This is a genomic window from Streptomyces sp. S063, from assembly GCF_002832675.1.
GTDB classification, from domain to species: domain Bacteria; phylum Actinomycetota; class Actinomycetes; order Streptomycetales; family Streptomycetaceae; genus Streptomyces; species Streptomyces sindenensis.
In genome coordinates this window covers 6279916-6302430 of sequence record NZ_CP021707.1, presented here as the reverse complement: position 1 = coordinate 6302430, position 22515 = coordinate 6279916, and the positions used below count along the sequence as shown (strand labels likewise).

The following is a 22515-nucleotide window of genomic DNA, read 5'->3' as shown; positions in this document are numbered from 1 at the left end:
CGCCGCGGTGGGGCCGCGGTCAGCGGCCGCCGCTGAACGGGAGGTGGTCGCAGGCCTCGGAGCAGGCCGCCCGGGCGCTGACGGACTGCCTGATCCAGTTTCCCTCCGGCACGCCGTGCACCCGCAGGGTGAGCCGGGCCGGCCGGGAGTGGATGGCGCTGAAGATCGACACGAACTCGACGGTGTAGGTGCCCGGTTTCCAGTCGTGCGGGTGGGTCACCTTCCAGGTGCCGTCCTCGGCCACCGGAGCGGAGGCGATCAGCCGGCCGCCTTCGAGCACCATCACCTTGGTGACGCCCGCGGCGGCGGTCCCCGAGAAGCGGGGGCGCGCACCGCTCAGCGCACCCTCCCTGGGGCCGAGGACCACGGGCGGTTCGACGAGGTCCCGCACGGTGAAGGCCACCGTGGAGAGGGGGGTCACCCCCTGCGGGTGGTATCCGACCACCTGCACGAGGTGGTCGCCCGCGGCCCAGTTCAGCACCCGTCGCCACTGCCACCGCCCTTCGGCGTTGACGCGGGTCCCGCCGAGGTAGCCGCCGTTCTCGAAGAACAGCACATAGCTCGTCCCGGCCTCGGCCGTGCCGGAGAACTTCTGCATGGCTCCGGCCAGCTGCCCCGGTGCGGGCCGTTCCACCACGGGCGCGGCACCCGTACGCACCTCGCTGTAGAGAGCGAACTCCGGCTTCTCCACCGTGAACTCGGTGAGCACCGGGGGATATTCCGGTGCCGTGGCGAGCGTGTTCTCGTCGATGAGCCCGGGCGGCAGGTCGCGGGATTCGTGCAGGGCGATCGCCACCATCCGGGCCACGGCTCTGCCACCCGCCTCGTTGAAGTGGGACGAGTCGATGATGCCCTCGGGGTGACGGGGGTGCTCGCCGGCGTCGAGCCAGCGGAAGAAGTGACGCGCCCGCCGCGGACCCAGCTCCGCCAGCCACCCTGTCGTGAACGCGGCCAGGTCGACGAGGGCCGTTCCCGTCTCGGCGGCCACCTCACGCATCAGGCCGGGGTACTCGCCCCGGGTGTCGGACACCTCGCCCTCGGCCGTGAAGGCACACCGGGCGGCGGGGGTGACCAGGACGGGGAAGGCGCCCTCGGCCCTGATCCCGTCGATGTAGAGGTAGAGGAACTCCTTGAACTCCCGCGGCCCGTGGTAGCGCAGGGGGTTGTCGATGCGCTGCTCGACCCCACCGAGGTTGATGAGGACCAGATCACCGGGGGCCAGCAGATTCAGCAGGGTGGCCAGCCGGTCGGTGAAGTAGGTCCGCAGCGTCATCGCGTCGCGCGCGTAGTTGCGCACCTCGTGGTACGGCGTCAGGAATTCCGCGAGAAACTGTCCCCAGCCCGCGAGAGGGGCTTCCTCCGGCGTGCGTGGCGCGGCCACGGAGTTCCCGACTATGCAGATCTTGCTCATGGGTTCGCCTCTCTCGCGTTCACCTCTCCCGACTCGACGGCTGTGGACCTCACAGCGGCCAGTCGGGCAGGGTGCGCGCGTGGTACCGCTGATTGCGGGGTGAGCCGTACTCGAATTGGCTCGCGATGGGGAAGTAGCTCGGGAGGAACGCCGCCAGAATGGCGTCCTGTTCGTCCTCGGGCACGTCACCGTCGTGGAAGTCGTTCAGACAGAAGACGTCGTTCGGACGGCTCGTCAGGATGCGGCTGAGCCTGGTCCGGTGCTCGCTCAGGCCCACGTTGACGAATCCGCAGGAAATGCTCCCGGGGACGCTTCTGCCGGTGTGGTAGGCGAAGTAGTGGTGGAGCGAGGAGGCGATCGACACATCGCCGTGGCTGCGCAGTCTGCTCGCCGAGGTGGCGGCGACCTGTTCGGGATAGGCGCGTTCCAGATCCTCCATGACGCTTCTGCGCAGGACGTAGGGCGCGTGGAGGAAGGAATGGGTGAGGGTCTGGCCGAAGCTGTCCGCGATCAGCGCCCGGTTGTTCTTCGCCGCGCTGATGTTGAAGTCGTCGGTGGCCAGCGGCGGCACCATGGGGACCGCGGTGGGCGACGGGAAGTGCTTGGCCTGGCCGTTGCCGAGAAAGAACAGGCTCGGCATGACGGTACGCCCGATGAAGAAGTCGTCGTTGAAATAGAGGAAGTGCTCGGAGAGGCCCTCGATGTGGTGGAGCCGGCTTTCGATCGCGTGCGAGTTGTACGTGGGCAGGGCCCCCTGGTCGCCGAAGATCTCCGTGTGGTCGACCACGCGGACCCGGTGGTGGGTGTGGTCCAGCCAGGACGGGACCTGCCGGTCGGTGACGATGTAGATGTTCCGGATCCACGGGGCGTACATGTCGATGGAGCGGAGCGAGTAGCGCAGTTCGTCACGGCTGCGGAAGCGGGCGGCGCTGGCGGCGGCGTCCACCGTCTCCAGCCCCGCCATCGCGAGCACCTGGTTCTTCCGCTCCAGCCACTGGACATCGGATCCGTCGACCCAGGTGTACACGGCGTCGACCGGAAAGCCGACGTCGCCGTGGAGCGGTTGCGCGAAGGCGTTGATGGTCGGGTAGGTCCGCCCGGAGAGGACCGTCGAGGCGCGCCCCAGGGAGTGCTGCGAGATCCGGTCGCCGATCAGGGTGCGGGTGGGCGCCACCAGCATGTCGCTCTCCTCGGGATCGTTGTCCCAGAAGGAGATCGTGCAGCCGTACACCGCACCCAGCCGCAGGGTGCGGGAGGTCGACACGGCGTTCCGGTAGACGCGGACGCCGGAGCACGGCTGGTCGAGGTGGTCGCCGAGGAGGCCGGCGAGCGTGGTGATGACCGGGTTCTGCCGGTCGTTGAGGAGAGCGGTGTAGACGGCTTCGTGCTGGTACATCCCGCTCAGCGACTTGAGGACCGCCTCACGGAACGAGGCGTGCACGGCGACCGTCCGCCGCACCATCGTGTCGCGGACCAGGAGGTACGGCACATCCGCGGCCTCCAGTGCGGAGGCGGCGAGCGCCAGGTTGGCCTGCACGATGTCGAACGGCGACTCCGCGTCCACGACCCGGCACAACTGGCCGCCGTCCTTGACCAGTTCGGGTTGCCGTTTGGCGACCTGCTGCTCCAGCTGCCGGTGGGCGCCGGAGCGGATCTGGCTCGACGGGGCGGCGGTGGCGGCCGTCGCGGCACCTTCCGGGCCGCTGTGGGCGGCGTGCAGGGCCAGCCGGTCCGCCTTCGCCGCGCCCCGGCCGCCGTGGTCCCGGTCCTCGACCAGGGCCTGGAAGAACGCCTCCCACCGCGCGGTGACCAGGGGCGGTGCGAACCGGGTGATGGAATCGGCCGCCGCCGCGCCCATCCGGTGCCGCATCGGGCCGTCGGACATCAGCTGGTGGAGCCGCCCGGCCAGCGCCTCGACGTCGCCGGGCGGCACGAGGATGCCCGACTGCCCGTCCAGCACGATCTCACGCGGCCCGTTGGGGCAGTCGTACGACACCACGGGGACCCCGGCCGCCTGCGCCTCCATGAGCACCAGGGGGAACGCCTCGTTCTTCGACGTCATCAGGGCGATGCTCGCCTTGGCCCATTCCTCCGCCAGATGCGGCGAGTTCCCGTTGAGCTGCACGCTGCTCTGCAGGCCCAGCTGGGCGATCTGCCGTCGCAGGGCACCGCTCAACGGCCCGTCGCCGAAGATCCTGAGCGTCCAGGCGGGGTGGTGGGGGGCCAGCAGCGCCCAGGCGTCGAGCGCCTGGTCGAGCTGTTTCTCGCCGACGAGCCGGCCCGCGATCACCACCGTCCGGGTCTCCAGCGTGGAGCGCGGCCGGAATCCCGCGGGGAGCGCGTTCGGCACCACCTCGATGCGCGGTGCGGTCGCGCCGAGCGTCTCCGCGAACCAGTCCCGCGTACGGTCGCTGAGCACGGCGAGGGCGTCCAGCCGGGCCGCGTGGCGGAGCAACGGCTCGCCGCTGGTGCCGCGCAGCTCGGAGACTCGGTGCTCCTGGTGGACCGTGATGACCTCGGCCGGGGCGAGCTGCACGGCCAGCGCCATGAGGGCCGGAGTGGTGGTGATCAGGATGTCCGTGTCGGTGCGTTCCAGCGCCAGGCCGAGTTCGATGTCGGAGAGCCGGTTGAACGCGGCTTCCCAGGCCCGGTCGACCAGGCTGCTCGGCTGCTGGGAGAGGGCCGCGTAGACGGATTCGTCGAGATCGGCGCGGCGCACCGGCCGCTGCACCCGACCGGTCATGTCGACGAGGTAGTCGACCCGGACCCGTTCGTCGGGTGAGAAGAAGAGTTCGGGCTTGCTCTTGAAGACGCTCAGGACCCGTACGTCGTGGCGGTCGGCGAGTTCGGCGGCCTGGTTGAACACGGCCCGTTCCGTGCCGCCGACGGCGTCGGCGGTGGTCAGCAGAAAGGTGATCTTCACGAGAGTCTCCGCCCGGCTTCGGGCATACGACTGCACGTCACGCGGAAGTTGCCCGCGGGCGTGTAGCGGGGGTGGACCAGCAGGGGCGTCTGCCCTCGGGGGGCGACGCCGGCCTGGCTCATGGCGAAGACGCGCTGCGGATTGCGGACGTCGTGGAGTCTGCGGCCCAGTCTCATCGCTCGGCCACCGGCCGAGCAGAAGGCGACGTCCCAGTGTTCGGTGGCCCGGCGCCGCGGCGTCATCTCCTCCAGGGGGGTGACGACGCGCCAGATCCCGTCGCCCAGCTCGCTGAGGGGCTGTCGGATCCTGCGTCCGGTGGCGGTGAACTCCGCCCAGGGCTCGGAGGCCTTGGTTCCGACGACACGGAAGTCGACGACGAGTCCGGTGTGGGAGAGGTCGACCTTCACCACCTCGGCGGAGGGCCGGGCCTGTGAGGTGACGACGCGGAGGTTGCCGGTCACGGTGCGGCCGAGGCGGTGGCGTCGCCCGCTGACCGGGGAGACCGCCATGGGCATGGTCGGGCCGCCGTAGGGCTGCGGGGGTTCGACGAGGAGGAGCGGGATCCGGGCGGACCTGCGGCCCGAGCGGGTCGTGAGGGCGATCCGCCAGCGTCCGTCGGACAGCGGTACGCCTCCGGCCTCGGAGCCCAGCAGGACGGTGGCGTCCATGAGCAGACGGCCGTCCCGCTCCTCGTACACCCGGGCGGGGCTCTCGTACCGCCGCCGGCCGCGCTGGATCACCAGCCCGGCGTCCTCGGGGAGCCGCGTCGAGCGGGGCAGTTCCGCGTGCAGGTTGACCGTCTGCCCGTCCAGCACGGCGGCGTACAGCAGACGGGCGGCCCGCCCGGACCGCAGGGGCAGGAAGAGGCGCTGCATGAGCCACGACCGCAACGGGACGGCGCGGGCGGTGAGCCGTCGGCGGGCGGCCGCCAGATGTCTGCGTCGAGGAATCATGCCGCCGCTCCCAGCTCTGCGATACGTCGGGTCGGGGCGCCTTCGGCGCCGGGGAGCTCGAAGGGGCTCGGTACGGGGAAGTAGTCGTCGAGGAACCGTTTCACCATGCGCGCCTGCGCGTCCGGGTCCTCCGGTACGACGGTGTCGTTGATGCAGAAGGTGTCGAAGTCCCGCCGGGCTACCAGCCGGTCCAGCCGCCGCTGCGCCAGGGCGTCGCCGATGTCCACGTAGACGTACCGCAGGTTGCCGAGGGTCGCCCGTGCCTGGTGGTAGGCGTAGTAGTGGTGCAGCGAGGAGGCGACGGGGATGTCGTGGGGCGAGCGGAACCTGGAGTTCTGCGTGACCCAGTGGGCCCGCCCGTAGGTCAGCTCGATCTCGGCGAGAACCGTTCTGCTGAGCGCGTGGGGCGTGTGCTTCATCTTCTGGGAGATGACCGTCCCGAACTGCTGGGCGATCAGACCGCGGCTGTTCTTTCCCGCCGCGTCCACCGGCAGGTCCTCGGGGGTGATCTGCCCGGAGGGGATGAGCGCCTTGGAGGTGAAGAACTTCGTCAGTCCGTTGGTGTGGAAGAAGTGCTCCGGTGTGACGGGCCGGCCGAAGAAGACGTCGTCGTTGAGGTAGAGAAAGTGCTCCGACAGCTCGGCTATGTGGTGCAGCTGGCTCTCGATGGCGTGCGAGTTGAACGTGGGCAGGGCGCCGGGGTCGGAGAAGATCTCGCGGTGGTCGACCACGCGCAGGCCCGGGTGGTCCGTGTTCAGCCAGCCGGGCGCCTGCCCGGCGGTGACGAGGTAGATGTTGCGCACCCAGGGCGCGTACTGGTGGATCGACCGCAGTGAGTACCGCAGTTCGTCCCGGCTGGTGTACCGGGCGCCGTTGTCCGCCTGTTCGTGCATTTCCTCGGCCCGGCCGGGTTCCAGGGAGCGGCGCACCGCGTCCTTGCCCGCGCGCCACACCGGGTCCGCGTCGTCCACCCAGGTGTAGACGACGTCGATCGGGAAGGCGTGGTCGCCGGGGAGCCGTGCGGTGAACTCGGGGACCGTACGCGTGTAGCCGGTGTGGTACTGGCCGGGCACGAGGCTGAACAGCTTCTGCTCCGCCCTGCGCGGTTCGGTGCCGACCGGCAGCCGGGTCACGACGGCGTTGGGCCTGGGAGCGACCAGCGCGCCGTCCGACTCCGCCCAGAATTCCAGGTCGCATCCCGAGTCCGGGCCGAAGACGAGCTTGCCGGTCGGGTCGCAGACGTTCCAGGCCAGCCGGAGCACCTGGCTGGAGCGGAGCCGGTTCCAGGTCTTCGCCGACGCTCCCGTTCGCAACTGTCCGCCCGCCACGTCCCGGACATAGCCGGGGTTGCGTCCGAAGGCGATCTGGAGCACTTCCTCGACGTCCGCGCGATGGCGCGCGGAGACGGCGACGCACGGGATGTCCTTGCCGGTGCCGCGGACGGCGAAGTAGTCGATCTCCGCGTCCTCCAGGACGGCGACGACCATGTGCAGGTTCCGCGCCCGCGCCGCCCACTCCGTGGCGCCCCTGACGACGACGGCGCGCACGTGCCTGCCGTCGATCCTGACGACGCGCAGGGAGGCTTCCGTGCTGTGCCTGGCGGGGTTGTCGCGGCCTCCCAGCACGCGCACGACGACCGCGGAGCGGAGGGAGTCGAACGTGGCCAGCAGGTGCATGACCATGTTGCGCAACGGGACCGGAACGCGGCGCACGATGCGCCGGCGCGCCCGCACCGGGACCAGAGACCGATAGGTGGAGACGAGCGAACTGGTCTCGGGGTTAGTGACGCTCACCACTGGTCTTCCGCACCATCCATACAGCTTCGGGGCCTCGGCCCACTCCCGCGCCTTCGTCCGGCGAGCAGCTCCGACCGCCGACGCCATCACCGGAGTCAGATGGCAGCCCAAGGATCTTCACATTTCAGCCACTGGCTGTCCATGTGGAATGGATGGATCTTCACATCCGTTATCTACGCGCAACAGGGAGCATGACCGGCGGGGGAAAAGGAGGCCTCCTCCGCCCCCGTCACTCACCCGGGCCCCTTGGCCCACACACGGCCCCGTGGCTCAGACGCGGAGGGAAGGCCCCATGACCAGGCCCGGCTCACCGGACTGCACGGCGATCCGCAGGCCACCCTCGTCGCCGAGGGTCGCCATGACCACCCGGCCGTACGCGTCACGCGCCAGGACCGGGGGCCCGGCGGACCGCTCCCCGGTCGGCGCCCACCAGAGACCACCGGCTTCGTTCTCCGTCGCGCAGGCGGCCAGCATCACGTCGCCCCCGGGGGTCCGGTGCGCCAGAACGGTGCAGTCGTAACCGTCCAGCGGCACCCGGAGGGCGGCGATCCGGCCGTCGACCGGCCCTCCGCCGAGCGGGATCACCCACTCGCCGGGGCGATGGGCGAGGACGCCTCCGGACTCGGGGTCCGCCCAGTAGTAGGTGACGCGGTCGGCCGCCGTCTCCAGGCCGGCGAGCGTGCCGGCGCCGGGAGCGATGGGGATATTGGGGCAGCGCACCATCTCGCCGTCCGCCTCGTCCTGTTGCCAGCGCATGGCGCGGCCCCTGGTGTCCGGAACCAGCAGTTCGATCCGGCCGGAGGCCGTGGCCACGGCGGCCAGGTCGCCCCGAGCGAGCTGCCCCTTGAGCGCGTGCCAGGAACGCCACTGCCCGTTGGCCGCCTCCTGGCGCATCATGACCCCGCCTCCGGCCCTGACGAGGAAGACGTGGACGAGCCCCGCCGCGCTCACCGCGATCCCGGGGTCGGTCACCGACCGGGCCCGCTCCGGGTCCTTGTGCGGGTTGCCGGTGGAGCGCCACTGGGTGAGCGGGCGGCCCGTCTGGTACTGCACGGCCTGGACGACGGCGACCGTACCGCCGGGCTCCGAGACCCGCCGACCGGCGAAGTGGACGAATCCGTCGGCTCCCTGAGCCACCGACAGGCCGGTGAGCCGGGGGGCCGCGATCAGCTCGGGCCCCTCCCAGTCCGACCCGCCGGGTCTGCGCTGCGCCCATCGGAGCAGGCCGTTCGTGGTCCGGGCGATCGCGGTGAGGCGGTGATCCCTGCCGAGCAGGAGCCGGACGCCTTCAGCGGCCGACAGCCGGGGCGGTGTCACGTCCTCCCCGGGCGCGGCAGCCCCGGGACGCCCGGCCCTCATGGCGCCACGACCGGACCTCGCCCCCATACCCGCCCCTCACCGCTTCCGTGTCACGGCCCCCCGACCGTCGCCACCCGGCGCCCCGCCCCCGGTCGGCCGTCAGCAGATCCGGGAGTCGCACAAGTGGACTATTCGTGAAGTCTCCGCAGAAGTTTGCCACACTCCCTTCACCGCCCCGTCAGCGGCGCGCGTCCGGATGCCGCAGGCACCAGCCGACCCATGCCGAGGCCACCATCGCACGGAGGTCGTGCCGGGCCGACCAGCCGAGCTCATCGAGAATCCGGTCCGCCGAGGCGACGACCCGGGCCGGGTCGCCCGGCCTGCGCGGAGCCGGGACGGGAGCCGCCGCGGGCCCGTAGCCCGTCACCTCGCCGATGAGGTCGATCATTTCCCGGACCGAAACGCCCCGCCCCCGGCCGATGTTCAGCGTGAGGTCCGTCCCCGGCGCGCGGTCCACGAGCGCCCGGGCGGCGGCCAGATGGGCCGAGGCGATGTCGTCGACGTGGATGAAGTCGCGTACGCAGGTGCCGTCGTCGGTGTCGTAATCGTCGCCGAACACGACCGGCGCGGCCCCTTCGGTCAGCTTCTCGAAGACCATGGGGACGAGGTTGAACACACCGGTGTCGCCGAGCTGCGGTGCGGCGGCGCCGGCGACGTTGAAGTAGCGCAGGGAGGCGGTCGCCATGCCGTGGGCCCGCCCGGCGGCGCGCACCATCCACTCACCGGCCAGTTTGGTCTCGCCGTAGGGGTTGATCGGGGCGCAGGGCAGATCCTCCGTCACCGACGCGACATCGGGCATGCCGTACACGGCGGCCGACGAGGAGAACAGGAAGGCGCCCACACCGTGGTCCACGGCCGCGCCCAGGAGGGACCGCAGCCCTTCCACGTTCTCGCGGTAGTAGTACAGCGGGCGCTCGACCGACTCGGCGACCTGCTTCTTCGCCGCCAGGTGGACCACGCCGCGCACGGACAGCTCCCGCATGGCACCGCGCAGCCGGTCGCCGTCGAGAGTCGAGCCCTGTACGAACGGAACGTCCGCGGGAATCCGTGAGCGGTCTCCGGTCGAGAGGTCGTCGTACACGGCGACCGGCTCACCGGCCTCCCGCATCACACGGAGCACATGTGCCCCAATAAAACCCGCCCCACCCGTGATCAACCAAGTCATGTACGAAGAATAGTTCGATCACGGTCACACTCCCGCCGCCACCAAGGGAACGCGCATTCTCACGATCCCCTGTTCTATAGTGCTCGGTCAGTCGAACATTCACGGACCGGCCACACCCCCCACCCGAGTCCCCCGCACTCCCCCGCCCTTGCGGACCATGAGATTTGAGGACTCGCGCACGATGAGCAACGACGAGACGACCCCGGGCCCCCGCGCCTCCCGACGCTCGGACAAGCCCCGCAAACGCCGCCGCGGCCTCAAGATCACGCTCGGTGTCCTGCTCGTCCTGCTGCTCGCCACCGGTGGCACCCTCTACTGGCTCTACAGTCAGCTCGACGGGAACATCAAGGGCGTCGACATCAACAAGGCGCTCGGGGAGGACCGTCCGGAGAAGCTCCCCACCAGCGGGCAGAACCTGCTGGTCCTCGGCTCGGACTCGCGCGCCGGGGCGGAGAACGAGGAGCTGGGCGGGGGCGGTGCCGTCAGCGGTGCGCGCTCCGACACCGCGATGGTGGTGCACATACCCGAGGGCCGGTCGAAGGCCGTCGCCGTCTCCATCCCGCGCGACACCCTGGTGACCCGGCCCGAGTGCGTCAAGGACGACGGCTCGACGGTGGCGGGCAAGGAACGCGTCATGTTCAACTCCGTCTACGCGCAGGTCGGTCCGGCCTGTGTGGTGAAGACGGTGGAGAAGATGTCCGGCGTCCGCGTCGACCACTACCTGGAGATCAACTTCGCCGGGTTCAAGGATCTCGTCGACGCCATCGGCGGGGTCACCGTCGACGTCCCGCAGGACATCGACGACAAGTCCTCGGGGCTGCATCTCACCGCGGGCCCGCAGAAGCTGGACGGCACCCAGTCCCTGGCGTACGTCCGGACCCGGCACGGCATCGGCGACGGCAGCGACCTCGGCCGCATCGGGCTCCAGCAGCAGTTCCTCATGGCCCTCCTGAGCGAGGTCAAGTCGCAGGACCTGCTGGGAAGTCCGGCGAACTCGTACAAGATCGCCAAGTCCGCCACCAAGTCGCTCACCACGGACTCCTCGCTCGCCTCGCTCGCCTCGCTGGCGGAGTTCGCCCGCTCCATGAACGGCGTCGACCCGGCCTCCATGGAGACGATCATGCTGCCGGTGGCGTACGACAAGATCGACCCGAACCGGGTGATCGCCGCCGAGCCGCAGGCCGGTCAGTTGTGGAAGGCGATCCGCGAGGACGCCACGATCCCCGAGGACGCGAAGAAGTCCCCCGCCACCGGGGGCTGACCGCCCGGCGTACCGCTCTCCCCGTGACACCCTGCCGGGATGAGCGAGGACGAAGCGGTGCTGGTGATCGTGGACGGCGCCAACGTGGTCGGGTCCGTGCCCGACGGCTGGTGGCGCGACCGGCACGGGGCGGCGCTCCGGCTGCGCGACCGGCTGGTCCCGTACGCCACGGCCGGGCTGCCGGGGCTGCCCGGCCCGGCCGAGATCGTGCTCGTGGTCGAGGGGGCCGCCCGGGGCGTCGACTCCGTGGCCGGGGCCCGGGTCGCATCGGCCCCCGGCAGCGGTGACGATCTGATCGCCGAACTGGCGGCAGCCGCCGGCCCGGACCGGGAGTGCCTCGTCGTCACCGCCGACCGCGGACTGCGGCAACGGGTCGAGGCGTACGGGGCCCGGTGCGTGGGGCCCCGGACGGTACGGCCTCCCTCGGACCGGGAGCGCTGAAGGGCGCCCGACAGAGATCGCGGCGCGGCCCTCCGCCGGGAGTCGGGGCCGTGAGAGGAAGAACGACACCGGCAGGGCGGACTCCGGCCGGTACGGAGCCGGGCGGTCGCCGCCCGCTGCGACGGGCGTCCGGCCGCTGTCCCGCCGCAGCCGCTCTCGCCGGCACCCTCATCCGGTCACTCGGTACCGCGGGAAGTCGTCCTCCCCGGTGTCGCTTTGTCGTCGTCGGGGATACCGACGAGCTCTTCGACGTCGAAGATGCGGGCGATCGGGACGTCCGTGCTGCTGTGGGCGATGATGGAGAAGGCGATGGTGACGGCGATCAGCGTGAACGCCTCCTCCCCCGAGGGGATGCCGGCCTGGAGCACCAGCAACCCGTAGACCACGGACGCGAAGCCCTTGGGGCCGAACCAGGCCGCCGTGAGCTTCTCTCTGCGGTCGAAGTCGGTTCCGGCCAGGGACAGCAGGAGCGAGGCCGGGCGGATGAGGACGATGGACAGCACTGCCACCGCGTAACCACCGATGGACAGGTCGCCGAAGAGGTGCGGGGTCAGCAGCGCTCCGAAGACCAGGAGCGCGGCGAACTTCGCCAGTTCGGCCAGGGCTTCGCCGAGCGGCTCGAAGGCGGCCTTGGCCTCGGGGGCGAGCGCGACGGTCACCACGCCCGCGGAGAACGCCGCCAGGTACGGGTTGGCATGGGTGAGGTGGCAGGCCGCGTACAAGGTGACCCCGACGGCGAGCGGCAGCAGGGGCTGGAGCCGTGGTTCGGCGCCCAGCAGCCGGAAGCGGACCAGGCGGTGCACCAGGAACGGGAGCGACACGCCGAAGAGCACCCCGAGGAGGAGCTCACCGGCGATCGGGACCAGCCCGACGTCCTCCGCGTGGCCCGCGGGTGCGGCGGCCGCGATGAGGACGAGGACGAACGGCAGGGCGATGCCGTCGTTGACACCGCTCTCGATGTTGAGCAGCTGCCGCAGGCGAGCGGGGACCTCCTTCCGGCCCACGATGGCGGAGGCGAAGACCGGGTCGGTCGGCGCGAGGACCGCGCCGACCAGGAACGAGGTGGTCCAGTCGAGGCCGACGAGGAAATGCGTCAGCAACGCGACCCCGAGGAAGGCGAGCGGCATCCCGAGGCCGAGGGCGCGTGCGGGGTTGCGCCAGGAGCGCCGCAGGGCCGGGACGGAGACGTGCATGCCGTCGGTGAACAGCACTGCGAAGAGAGCCAGGTCGGCGGTGACCCCGACGATGTCACTGTCCGGGGTGATGTGGATCAGGCCGAGAAAGCCCTCGCTGACGACAGCGCCTCCCAGCAGGAACAGCAGGGAGGTGGACAGCACCGACCGGGCGGCCAGTCCGGACAGCAGCACGGCCACCAGCAGTGCCACGCCGAAAACCATGACGAGTACCAACGCGACGCGCTCCCCGCTGTCGATCGAGCGGCACCGGTGATCGGTGCCGGCCCGGCGGACACCCCCGCGGGGTCCGCAAGAACATAACCCCAGTGCCTCTGCCCGCCCGGGCTCCTCTCACCCGTGCGAGCCGCTGCGGATCCGCTCGCCCTCGCCCCTCCCGCCTCGGCGGCAGCACCGGGCGAGACCGCTGTCAGGCCCGGGGTACGCCTGACCGGCGCCCGCGTACCCGGCTCCAGCAGAGTGCCGCTCCTCGGCAGGTGAGCAGGAGCAGGGCCGTCAGGGTGACGCACCCGGCGGCCGCCGGCGAGCCATGGTGAACTCCGCGCAGGACCGAGGCCGCAGGAGCCTCTTTGATGGCGGAATGCCGGAGAGAGCGTCCGTTTGTGCCCTCCCGGGCCGTGGTACCCGTCAGTCCCAGAAACCCGTCGCCCGGCCGGTACCGCTCTCGGTACCGGGACGGCACCGAGGAAAGGTGAGGCCGATGACCACAACGGTACGAAGCATGCTCAACTCCTACCCCGCGGGCCTGGGAGGGTTCGACCGGGACGCCCTGGCCGCCTGCATCGAAGCGTGCGTGGAGTGCTCCCAGACGTGCACGGCGTGCGCGGACGCCTGTCTGGCCGAGGACATGGTGGCCGACTTGACCACGTGCATCCGCACGGATCTGGACTGCGCCGACGTCTGCGCCGCCACGGCTGCGGTCCTGTCACGCCGCACCGGCTATGACGCCACCGTCACCCGGGCGGTACTCCAGGCGTGCGCCGCGATCTGCAAGGCGTGTGCCGACGAGTGCGACAGCCACGCGGAGGCGCACGAGCACTGTCGGCTCTGCGCGGAAGCGTGCCGCCGATGCGAGCAGGCGTGCAACAACCTTCTGGCAGGGCTCGGCTGATGCCGCCGGCGCACATACCGGAGAGTGCCGGTCAAAGGATCCGTGACCGGCGGCCGGCACGAGCGGCGCCGTCCGCCCCGCCCCGCGTTCCTCGCGGGTCGGCGGGGCGAGGAGCGTGACCTTGGCTTCTGACCTCCTGATCTCGGTGGCGGGTGCGGGACTGATCCTGGTGGCCCTGCGCGACGTGTTCCACACGTTGTGGCATCCCGTCGGCCGCGGCAGTCTCAGCGCCCTGGTCATGGGCGGAGTGTGGCGCTGCCGCAGACGGTCCGGCGGACAGGGCCGCCTCGCCGTCGCCGCTGGCCCCGCGGCGCTGGTCGTGGTCATCGCGGTGTGGACATCGCTCGTCGTGGTCGGCGGGGCGCTCGTCTACGCGCCCCACATGCCCGACGACTTCTCCTTCGCCCCGGGACTCGCGCCTTCCCAGCGCGAGCCTCTGCTCGACGGGCTCTATCTGTCGCTTGTCACGGTCGCCACACTGGGGTTCGGCGACATCGTCCCCGCCGAAGGCTGGCTGCGGATCGCGGCGCCCCTGCAAGGTCTCCTCGGCTTCGCGCTGCTGACGGCTGCCGTCTCCTGGGTGGGCCAGGTCTACCCGGCGCTGACACGCCGACGCGCCCTGGCACTCCGCCTCGAAGCGATCCGCAGGTCCCTGGGGTCCGGCAGGCTGACGGATACGACGTTCACCGCGGTGCTGCTGGAGAACCTGGCCGCGGAGGTGATCCGGGTCCGCGTGGACCTGAGCCAGCGTGCCGAGACGTACTACTTCCACGACGGTGACGGCGGCCCCACCATGGCGGCGTTGAGCAGCTACGCGGCAGACCTCGCCCTGGCAGGACAGCGGTCCGGGGCGGCCGACGTCCGCACGAGCGCCACCATGCTCGCCACAGCGCTGGAGGAATTCGCCTCGGTACTTGAAGAACGGTTCCTGAAGGCCTCGGGGGGTCCATGGAAGTCTTCGCCGCCTACGCGCACGACCACGGCCTCACGCCCGTCCGGGCGTGAGGCCGGCCGGAGGATCGCACGAAAAGCCCCCCCGGCTGCCCGATGGTCGTGAAGGTCCTCTCAGAGCCGGTCTGCTCCGGCGGAGGGCGTCCGTGGGCGGCCCGGATCCATCAGGGCGCTTCCCGAGCCGGACTGCGCATGGGAGATGACGCTGAAGGTGCCGTCCGTCTCCAGGACCACCGCGTATACCAGCTCCAGTCCGCCGGTTCCCTGGGTACGGACCGCCTGGCGCACCTCGTCCGGGGTGACCCGCTGACGTCGCAGCGCGTCGTGCAGCATGCGGCCGTCACGCAGAAGCAAGGTCGGCTCGGCCTTCACCAGGCTCCGTACGCTTCGGAAGCGGACCGAGGCCCAAGCCGTGGCGAACTGCAGGAGGACCAGCGAGACGAGCGCCGCGGCCCCCTGCGCCACGGTCACCTGACGGTTGAGCAGAATCGTGGCAAGGGTCGATCCCAGGGCGACGGTGACCGCAAGGTCGAAGGCGTTCATCTTCGCGAGGGTCCGCTTGCCCGACAGGCGTACTGCGGCGATCAGGATGAGGTAGGCCAGTCCGGCTGCGGCCGGGACACGGAGGAGTTCGTTCCAGGATTCGTAGAACACACCTGCACGGCTACCCCTCCGTGAGGCTTTCCCTACCCCCGGAGGCTCGGCGGTCACGCCTGCGGGTCGATGACCGCCGCGACGTGATTCGGCCGGGATCCGGGCCCCCGGGCACGCGCTCCAGGGCACGTCCCCGGTGATCAGACGCCTCCCGAGGCCTGTCGGCGTGCGCCTGGGCGGAAGCGGCCGGTTCCAGCTGCCGTCGGCCGGCGTTGCGCGAGCGGTGTCCCACGTCGCAGACCTCTGGGCAGAAGTCCGGCCGTAAGGGAGCGTGGCTGACCGGCCCGGCAGCCGACCGGTGGATCCGCCGGGAGTGGTACCCGGTCGCCAGGAGGACATGCCGCCGTGCTGATCGGGCAGGCGTATCTCCGTGCTGGACATTCTGCTGACGGTCGTCGGTCTCCTGGCTCTCGTGGTCGCTGCCCTCTCCCGGTGGGTCCAGCGCGCGCCGGTGAGCGCCCCCCTGCTGGCCCTGGTGGCCGGGGTGGTCGTCGGCCCCCGGATGCTGAATCTCCTCGACCTGCCCACCGTGGTGGAGGGGCACGAGGAGCTGCACGAGTTCTCCCGACTGCTTCTGGCGATCTCGGTGATGGCCGTGGCCTTGCGCTACGGGTTCCGGGAGATGCGGGCGTCGGTCCGCAGTGTGGCCCTCCTGATGACCACAGCCATGGCTGCCATGGCTGTGGTCACGACGCTGGTGTCGGCAGCCGCCCTGGGCGTCGGTCTGGGCGCGGCGGCGCTTTTGGGCGCGGCGCTGTGCCCCACCGATCCCGTGCTTGCCTCCAGTGTGGTTTCCGGCGAGCCGGCCGAGAAGAGCGTCCCCACCCGTACCCGGTTGCTGCTCTCCCTGGAGTCAGGCGCGAACGACGGCCTGGCGCTGCCCCTGGTGGTGGCCGCGATCGCCATCGCAGGCCCGCTGAGCGGGGGCGAAGCGCTGCTGGAATCTCTCTGGCAGGTGCTCGGGGGCACCGCGCTCGGGCTCGTGACCGGCTGGCTCGGGGGCAGAACGCTGTCCGGCGCCGAGAAGTACCGGACCATGCAGTCCGGTCCGCTGCTGGTCTACACGCTTCTCCTCGCCCTCCTGGTGCTGGGCGCCTCCGGACTGCTGGGCGTCGACGGCGTCCTGGCCGTCTTCGTCGCCGGCCTCGCCTTCAACGCGACCAGTTCCTGGGAGGATCGGAGGGACGAGAACAAGATCGACGAGGCGGTCAACCGGTTCATCGTCCTGCCGCTGTTCGTCGCACTCGGCGCCATGATCCCCTGGCGCGAGTGGGGTGAGCTGGGCTGGTGGCGAGGCCTGCTTCTGGTCCTGGGGGTGCTGCTGCTGCGCCGCCTTCCCGTACTGCTCGCGCTCAAGCGTCCGCTGTCGCTGACCTGGCGGGACGCCCTCTTCCTGGGCTGGTTCGGACCGATCGGCGTCTCGGCGCTCTTCTACCTGACCATGGAGGCCCACCGGCTCGGTGTCGACCCGGCCGTCATGGCCGCGGGAACCCTGGTCGTCGTGGCCAGCACCGTCTCTCACGGCGTCACCACCGCGCCCGGCCTCGCCCTCTACCGCCGGATGGGCGAGCGGGCCCGGAACGGGACGAGCACACGTCAGTGAGAGCCGCCCCGGCGACTTCCGCGTCTCACGGAATGGATCGATTCCTCGCGTCCGCGGGGCAGACGAAGGCGGCCGGGCTGTCGGTGCTTTCGCGCCGTCGCCGTGCATCCTGAGAGCCGGTAAGGGAAACGATCACATAAACAGGTGTGGTCCGGTCCTTAGTCCGGGGAATCTTTGCATAATCTAAGGTTTAGAGGTTCCCGGCCGAGTCGGGCCGAAGCCGTCAGACTGCTGGGAGCGTCATGATCACTGCGAAGCGCCAAGGCGATCCGGCAGTGCTTTCGTGGCTCCCCGTCGTGGTGATGGCGGTGGTTGCCGCCATGGACCTGACGGCCGGCCCGCAGGCGGGTTTCCTGCCCCTCGTCTCGCTCGGTCCTGCCTTCGCCGGGTTGATCGGCACGTGGCGGCGCACCGTGCTCATCGGCTGCGCGGCGCTGCTGCTGTGCGCCGGCCTGGGGGTGTACGACGGACTTTTCGACACCCGACGTGGCTATACGGCCATGGCTTCCGTAGCCGGAGTAACGCTGGCCGGGGCTCTGGCCGCGAGCACACGTATGCGGCGTGAAGCGGAGCTGGCCAGTGTGCGCTCCATCGCCGAGGTGGCCCAGCGCGTGTTGCAGCGTCCCGTGCCGCGCCGGGTCGGGCGTCTCCAGGTGGCGGCTTCCTACACATCGGCGGTTGCCGAGTCACGCATCGGCGGTGACTTGTACGAGGTCGTGGTGTCGCCGTACGGAGTTCGCGTCATCGTCGGGGACGTCCAGGGCAAGGGGCTCGCCGCCGTGGAGACAGCGGCCCTGGTGCTGGGTGTCTTCCGGGAAGCCGCGCACGATGAGCCCGGCCTGAGCGCCATCGCCGCTCGGCTGGAGCGCACGGTCGCCCGCGACGCAGATGGAGAAAAGTTCGTGACCGTGGTCCTCGCCGAGATACACACCGAGGAGAATTGCGTTGCGTTCCTGAACTGCGGCCACCCGGCCCCGATGATCATCCGCGCCGACCGCTCCGTCGATTTCCCCCTGCCGCCCGCCTACGCACTGCCCATCGGGATGGGAACACTCGGAGGCGACCCGCCCCGCCCCTACCGCGCCGACTTCAGCCCGGGCGAGCAACTTCTCCTCTACACCGACGGAGTGACCGAAGCACGGGACGCGGAAGGTGCCTTCTACCCCCTGGAGGAGCGAGCCGGACTTCTCGACATCTCCGACGCCGACGCAGCGCTGGAAGCACTGCGCACGGATATCGTCCGGTACGCCAGAGGGCCGCAGGACGATGCGGCCATGCTTCTGCTGCGCTACCGCCGTGGGTGAACGCGACGGCGGGAGAACTGGGGCGGGCCATGGCCTGGAGCAAGGCCGGCAGGTGACGGCCGCTGCTGTACGCGAGGGCGGGTCGATGCGCCGCGGCGATGGCCGGATCGGCGGTCGAGGGCCCAGTGGTCGGGGAGGTCGGACTCAGCCGGGGTGGTTCTCGGGGTGCGTCGGCTCCTGCAGCGTCCAGGACCGGCCCGAACAGCCCGAGGGCAGGGGCGGGAAGCGATGCCCCTTCACATCCGTGCTCCAGTGGTGTTCTCCGCCGCAGTCGCACGCGTAGATCCCGCTGGCGGGAACGATCTCGCCAGGGTGCCAGGAGGCCGTCTCGTCGCTCATGCTCCCTGCCTAGCGCGCAGCCTCGCATCGCGCAACCCGAGCACCTGTCGGCCAGGCCCTCCCGTCCCCCTCCACCGGCGCGGACGCGTTACGGTTCCTGTACCCGCCGGCGCCACGAGGTCCGGGAAGCTCCAGCGCATGGGTACAGGGTGAGGTCCGGCGGTGTCTCAACTCGCCGCAACGCCTTGATGCGCGGCCGGTACCACGGCCACCGGACACAGAGCGGTGTGCAGCACCTTGCCGCTCACCGAGCCGAGCAGCAGCCTTTTCAGCCCCGTGCGGCCATGGGAGCCGACCACCAGCAGGCCGGCACGCCGTGAGGCGTCCACCAGGGCCGCTGCGGGGTGGTGCCGCTTGACGTGCCCTCGCAGGTCCAGGCCGGGATGGCGGGCCCGGTAGGAGGTCAGCAAGTTCTCCAGTCCTTCCCTCGCGCTGCTGGACACCGCCTCCTCGTCCATGAGCGCAGGTCCGGTGGGGCCGGTACCGAGCAGCTCCGGTCGGGTGGCCACGTACACCACGTCGAGAGCGGCGCCGCGAGCCTCCGCAGCCTCCAGCGCGAACTCCATCAGACCGGACGGAAGGTCGTCCACATCGACGCCCACCACCACGCGGTTCTCCCTCGGCTCCTCACGCTCGCCCGGCCTCACCACGAGCACCGGGCACTCCGCGTGCGTGGCGACCTGGAGACTCACCGAGCCGAGGGGCAGACGGGGAAACCCGCCGGTGCCCCGGTGGCCGACAACGATCATCGCGTTCTGGTAGGACCGGTCGACGAGTGCTCGTGCCGGCGGTCCGGAGACGACATCGGGCACGACCTCCACCTGCGGGAACTGCTGAGCCACCGACTCGGCGAACGAGGCGATCACCTGTTCCGCATCCTGCGCGGTCGCGCCCCGGCCGGCCGAGTCGGCCGACCCCGGGGGCGCAGGCCACTCGACCGCATGCAGAAGGCGCAGGACGGCCCCACGCCGAGTGGCCTCCTCGGCGGCGTACCGGACGACCGGCCTCTGCTCCGCGGTGTCGACCACCCCCACCACCACTGCTCCGGCCATGCGCCGACCGTCCATGGTCCTCTTCTCTCCCGCTGTTCTTCCGGACACCTCCATCACACGGCCGGGTCGCCACCACGGCAACTCGGTCGCCTCGGCGGAGGCGGCAGGCGGCGCTGTCGGCCCGGTGCGGAGCAGCGACGACGAAATGGGGAGAGCGGACTCGGGATCCCGTGCGGTGGCCGGGCGCGGGGCTCAGGGATAGACGCGGGGGTAGACGTAGCCGGCTCCCCAGAAGGGGGTGTAGCCGTAGTGGCTGTAGAGGCTGCCGTAGTACTCGTTCTGGTCCAGCAGTTCGGGGTCGTAACCGGGTGCCTGGGCAACGTGATCGCCTGTGCGGTCGATGTGCACACGGTCCTCGGTCACCTCTGACACCGCGTCGACCGGGATGTAGGTCTCCTTCTCCCCGATGCCCAGAAAGCCGCCGTGTTCCAGGATCAGGAAGCGGACCCTCTTCTCGTTCTCGTCGATGACGAGGTCGCCGACCTTGCCGATCTTGACGCCTGACCGGTCGGTCACCTTCCTGCCGAGAATGTCCTCGGCAGGGGAGGCGATGACCTGGGGTGAGTCGGAGAGCTTGGTCAGAACGGGGGTGGGGCCGGTTCCCATAGGGTCCTCCTGGTATGTCTCGCAGGGCTGGCGCGCCCGGTCGGACGCTCCTCCCTGAGTGCCCGGCATCGGCACGGTTACGCGTAACCCGCCGGGATGAAAGCGGGAGGGCTGCACGCTGCCGGTGCCCGCCCCGGGCAGGGCGGCCGCCTGCCGAGCGTCACACGCCGACATGCGGTCGCCGATGACGGGTAGCCGGTCCTCATGACGCGAATGGAGTTGAGCAGCCCAGCGTTCCGCGGGCAGGACCGCCTCCCCCCTCGATGTGCACGCGCCGGTGACAACACTTCACCGCCTCTGTCGTGGACCGGAGTGCCACGGGAGGCCTCGGAGCTGGCCCTGATGTGTGAGGGCCCCGAAGCGCCCTCCCGCGACGGCCATCTGCTCTGGCTCGTGACCGGCATCGATCCACGCCGTACAGGACTGGCCGCGGGCACCGGCGACCCCGGCAGCCACGTGCACAGGAACAGCTACGGCGAGGCGGGCTGGGGCGGCCCCGACGCGTCGGACGGTGGACCACGGCCTTACGTCTTCCGTCTGTACGCGCTACCGGCCCCCGTGTCGATACCTCACGATGTCTCGCCCGACGCCGCGCACAAGGTCCTGGAGGAGCAGAGCGTCGATCAGTGTGAGCTCGTGGCCCTGTACTGACGTCGATGGAGCCGGGTAGCTCCGTCGACGACCCGCCGACGTCGGCTGTCGCGTACTCGGCACGGGTGCTGCCCCTGGTGCTTCGTCGCACGGCAGACGGCAGACGGCAGACGGCAGACGGGCAGGGCCTAGCGTGCTTCCCTCGCCATCCGGCTGTGGGAACGTCCGTACACGAAGTAGACGATGACGCCGAGCGCCATCCAGGCGCCGAAACGCACCCAGGTCTCCACCGGCAGGTTGAGCATCAGCCAGACCGAGGCGGCCACCGAGAGGATCGGGAGCAGCGGGACCAACGGCGTACGGAACGCGCGGGGCAGGTCCGGCCGGGTGCGGCGCAGGACCAGGACGCCGAGGGCCACGACGACGAACGCGAAGAGCGTGCCGATGTTCACCAGGGTGGCGAGCTCCTCGATGCTGGTGAACCCGGCGATGACCGCGATCACCACGCCGAGCAGAATCGTCGGCCGGTACGGGGTGCGGAAGCGCGGGTGGGTCTTGGAGAAGAAGCGCGGGAGCAGACCGTCCCGGCTCATCGCGAAGAAGACACGGGTCTGGCCGAGCAGCAGGATCATGCAGACCGTGGTGAGTCCGACCGCCGCGCCGAAGCTGATCAGACCGGCGTAGAACGGGTGCCCGGTGGCCTTGAAGGCGTCGGCGAGCGGGGCGCTGACGGACAGTTCGCTGTAGTGCTGCATGCCGGTGACCACGAGGGAGACCGCCACGTAGAGCACCGTGCAGATCAGGAGCGAGCCGAGAATGCCGCGCGGCATGTCGCGCTGGGGCACCTTGGTCTCCTCGGCGGCGGTGGCGACCACATCGAAGCCGAGGAACGCGAAGAAGACGATGGACGCGGCGGTGAAGATGCCCATCACGCCGAAATTGGTGGGTTCGTAACCGAACATCAGCTGTACGAGCGGGGCGTCCCAGCCCGAGCCCGCGGGCTGCTGCTCGGCCGGCGGGATGAAGGGCCTGTAGTTCTCGGCCTTGACGAAGAACAGGCCGGCGATGATCACCATGAGGACGACCGCGACCTTGATCGCCACCACGACCGAGGTGACCCGGGCGGACAGCTTCATCCCGACGACCAGGATGGCGGTCAGCACCAGCACCAGGGCGAAGGCCAGAACGTCGAAGCCGACCCCTTCCGCCGCGTCCGGCCCCGAGAGCGCTTCGGGCATCGTCCAGCCGACGTTGTCCATCAGTGAGCGGACATAGCCGGACCACCCCACGGCGACGACCGCGGTGCCCAGAGCGAACTCCAGCACCAGGTCCCAGCCGATGATCCAGGCCACCAGTTCGCCCAGTGCCGTGTACGCGAAGGTGTACGCGGAGCCCGCCACCGGGACGGTGGAGGCGAACTCGGCATAGCAGAGGGCGGCCAGTGCGCACACGACGCCCGCCGCGACGAAAGCGAGGGCGGTCGCGGGTCCCGCCGTCTCCTTGGCGACCTTGCCGGTGAGGACGAAGATGCCGGTACCGATGATGACGCCCACGCCGAAGACCGTGAGGTCCACGGCGGAGAGGGACTTCCTGAGCGCGTGTTCCGGCTCCTCGGTGTCACGGATCGACTGTTCGACGGACTTGGTGCGGAACATGCCTTTGCCGCGGGGTGGTGTGACCTGCGCGCTCACCTGCGTTACCTCCACGCACTCGTTGTGAACGCCATGGTTGGGACCGGGTCGGCCCAGGCATGCGCCATCCGGCCCGTTTCACGCGAACGGGCCGGGAGAACCACCCGTACA

General features: G+C 70.5%; 19 protein-coding genes. 7 read left to right on the top strand and 12 right to left on the bottom strand.

Going from position 1 to position 22515, the window contains the following annotated elements:
- Positions 1-19: 19 nt before the first annotated feature.
- The 6 genes from CCZ36_RS28715 to galE all read right to left on the bottom strand — a co-directional run bounded on the left by CCZ36_RS28715 (position 20) and on the right by galE (position 9607).
- Positions 20-1411 carry a hypothetical protein gene (locus CCZ36_RS28715; protein WP_069739260.1) on the bottom strand — a complete coding sequence of 464 codons (1392 nt, stop codon included), beginning with the start codon at positions 1409-1411 and terminating at the stop codon, positions 20-22.
- Positions 1412-1460: 49 nt separating this feature from the next.
- Positions 1461-4334: a stealth conserved region 3 domain-containing protein gene (locus CCZ36_RS28710; RefSeq protein ID WP_069739259.1), complete on the bottom strand. Its 2874-nt coding sequence runs from the start codon at positions 4332-4334 to the stop codon at positions 1461-1463.
- Complete coding sequence (locus tag CCZ36_RS28705; RefSeq protein WP_128818873.1) at positions 4331-5287, bottom strand: hypothetical protein; 957 nt, start codon at positions 5285-5287, stop codon at positions 4331-4333. The genes CCZ36_RS28710 and CCZ36_RS28705 overlap by 4 nt, the downstream gene beginning before the upstream one ends.
- On the bottom strand, positions 5284-7083 hold the full coding sequence (locus tag CCZ36_RS28700) for a stealth family protein (RefSeq protein WP_176735297.1): 1800 nt from the start codon (positions 7081-7083) through the stop codon (positions 5284-5286). Before CCZ36_RS28700 ends, CCZ36_RS28705 begins: the two co-directional genes overlap by 4 nt.
- A gap of 270 nt (positions 7084-7353) precedes the next feature.
- Entirely contained in the window at positions 7354-8469 is a 1116-nt protein-coding gene (locus CCZ36_RS28695; RefSeq protein WP_128818872.1) for a hypothetical protein, read from the bottom strand.
- A gap of 151 nt (positions 8470-8620) precedes the next feature.
- Complete coding sequence (gene galE, locus CCZ36_RS28690; protein ID WP_128818871.1) at positions 8621-9607, bottom strand: UDP-glucose 4-epimerase GalE; 987 nt, start codon at positions 9605-9607, stop codon at positions 8621-8623.
- Positions 9608-9788: 181 nt separating this feature from the next.
- On the opposite strand from galE, the gene CCZ36_RS28685 reads away from it, so the two are divergent.
- Both CCZ36_RS28685 and CCZ36_RS28680 read left to right on the top strand, forming a co-directional pair.
- Positions 9789-10868 (top strand): LCP family protein, encoded by a 1080-nt coding sequence (locus tag CCZ36_RS28685; protein ID WP_069739255.1) that lies wholly within the window; start codon positions 9789-9791, stop codon positions 10866-10868.
- Positions 10869-10907: 39 nt separating this feature from the next.
- Positions 10908-11309: an NTP pyrophosphohydrolase gene (locus tag CCZ36_RS28680; protein ID WP_128818870.1), complete on the top strand. Its 402-nt coding sequence runs from the start codon at positions 10908-10910 to the stop codon at positions 11307-11309.
- 176 nt (positions 11310-11485) lie between these two features.
- On the opposite strand, the gene CCZ36_RS28675 is transcribed toward CCZ36_RS28680, so the two are convergent.
- A complete protein-coding gene (locus CCZ36_RS28675; protein WP_069739253.1) occupies positions 11486-12718 on the bottom strand; it encodes a cation:proton antiporter in 1233 nt (410 codons plus the stop codon).
- Between the two features lie 484 nt (positions 12719-13202).
- Here CCZ36_RS28675 and CCZ36_RS28670 point away from each other — a divergent pair, with 484 nt between their 5' ends.
- Both CCZ36_RS28670 and CCZ36_RS28665 read left to right on the top strand, forming a co-directional pair.
- Positions 13203-13613: a four-helix bundle copper-binding protein gene (locus CCZ36_RS28670; RefSeq protein ID WP_128818869.1), complete on the top strand. Its 411-nt coding sequence runs from the start codon at positions 13203-13205 to the stop codon at positions 13611-13613.
- Between the two features lie 121 nt (positions 13614-13734).
- Positions 13735-14670, top strand: coding sequence for a potassium channel family protein (locus CCZ36_RS28665; RefSeq protein WP_237302758.1), 936 nt, complete (start codon positions 13735-13737; stop codon positions 14668-14670).
- 8 nt (positions 14671-14678) lie between these two features.
- Here the strand turns inward: CCZ36_RS28665 and CCZ36_RS35115 are convergent, their stop codons facing one another.
- A complete protein-coding gene (locus tag CCZ36_RS35115; RefSeq protein WP_206515773.1) occupies positions 14679-15218 on the bottom strand; it encodes a DUF421 domain-containing protein in 540 nt (179 codons plus the stop codon).
- Positions 15219-15588: 370 nt separating this feature from the next.
- Here CCZ36_RS35115 and CCZ36_RS28655 point away from each other — a divergent pair, with 370 nt between their 5' ends.
- Entirely contained in the window at positions 15589-16821 is a 1233-nt protein-coding gene (locus CCZ36_RS28655) for a cation:proton antiporter domain-containing protein (protein ID WP_206515772.1), read from the top strand.
- 242 nt (positions 16822-17063) lie between these two features.
- On the top strand, positions 17064-18125 hold the full coding sequence (locus CCZ36_RS28650; RefSeq protein ID WP_128818868.1) for a PP2C family protein-serine/threonine phosphatase: 1062 nt from the start codon (positions 17064-17066) through the stop codon (positions 18123-18125).
- A 144-nt stretch (positions 18126-18269) separates the two neighbouring features.
- Here CCZ36_RS28650 and CCZ36_RS28645 read toward each other — a convergent pair whose 3' ends face one another.
- From CCZ36_RS28645 to CCZ36_RS28635, 3 genes are all read right to left on the bottom strand, one after another.
- The gene (locus tag CCZ36_RS28645) at positions 18270-18464 is read right to left on the bottom strand and encodes a hypothetical protein (protein ID WP_069739248.1); all 195 of its coding nucleotides are present in this window, start codon (positions 18462-18464) and stop codon (positions 18270-18272) included.
- A 167-nt stretch (positions 18465-18631) separates the two neighbouring features.
- A complete protein-coding gene (locus tag CCZ36_RS28640; protein ID WP_237302757.1) occupies positions 18632-19516 on the bottom strand; it encodes a universal stress protein in 885 nt (294 codons plus the stop codon).
- A gap of 192 nt (positions 19517-19708) precedes the next feature.
- Positions 19709-20122, bottom strand: a complete 414-nt coding sequence (locus CCZ36_RS28635; RefSeq protein WP_128818866.1) for a PRC-barrel domain-containing protein — start codon at positions 20120-20122, stop codon at positions 19709-19711.
- A 204-nt stretch (positions 20123-20326) separates the two neighbouring features.
- Between CCZ36_RS28635 and CCZ36_RS28630 the strand changes: the two genes are divergently transcribed.
- A complete protein-coding gene (locus tag CCZ36_RS28630; protein WP_128818865.1) occupies positions 20327-20773 on the top strand; it encodes a YbhB/YbcL family Raf kinase inhibitor-like protein in 447 nt (148 codons plus the stop codon).
- A gap of 128 nt (positions 20774-20901) precedes the next feature.
- On the opposite strand, the gene CCZ36_RS28625 is transcribed toward CCZ36_RS28630, so the two are convergent.
- Complete coding sequence (locus CCZ36_RS28625; protein ID WP_128819778.1) at positions 20902-22368, bottom strand: amino acid permease; 1467 nt, start codon at positions 22366-22368, stop codon at positions 20902-20904.
- Positions 22369-22515: the final 147 nt, after the last annotated feature.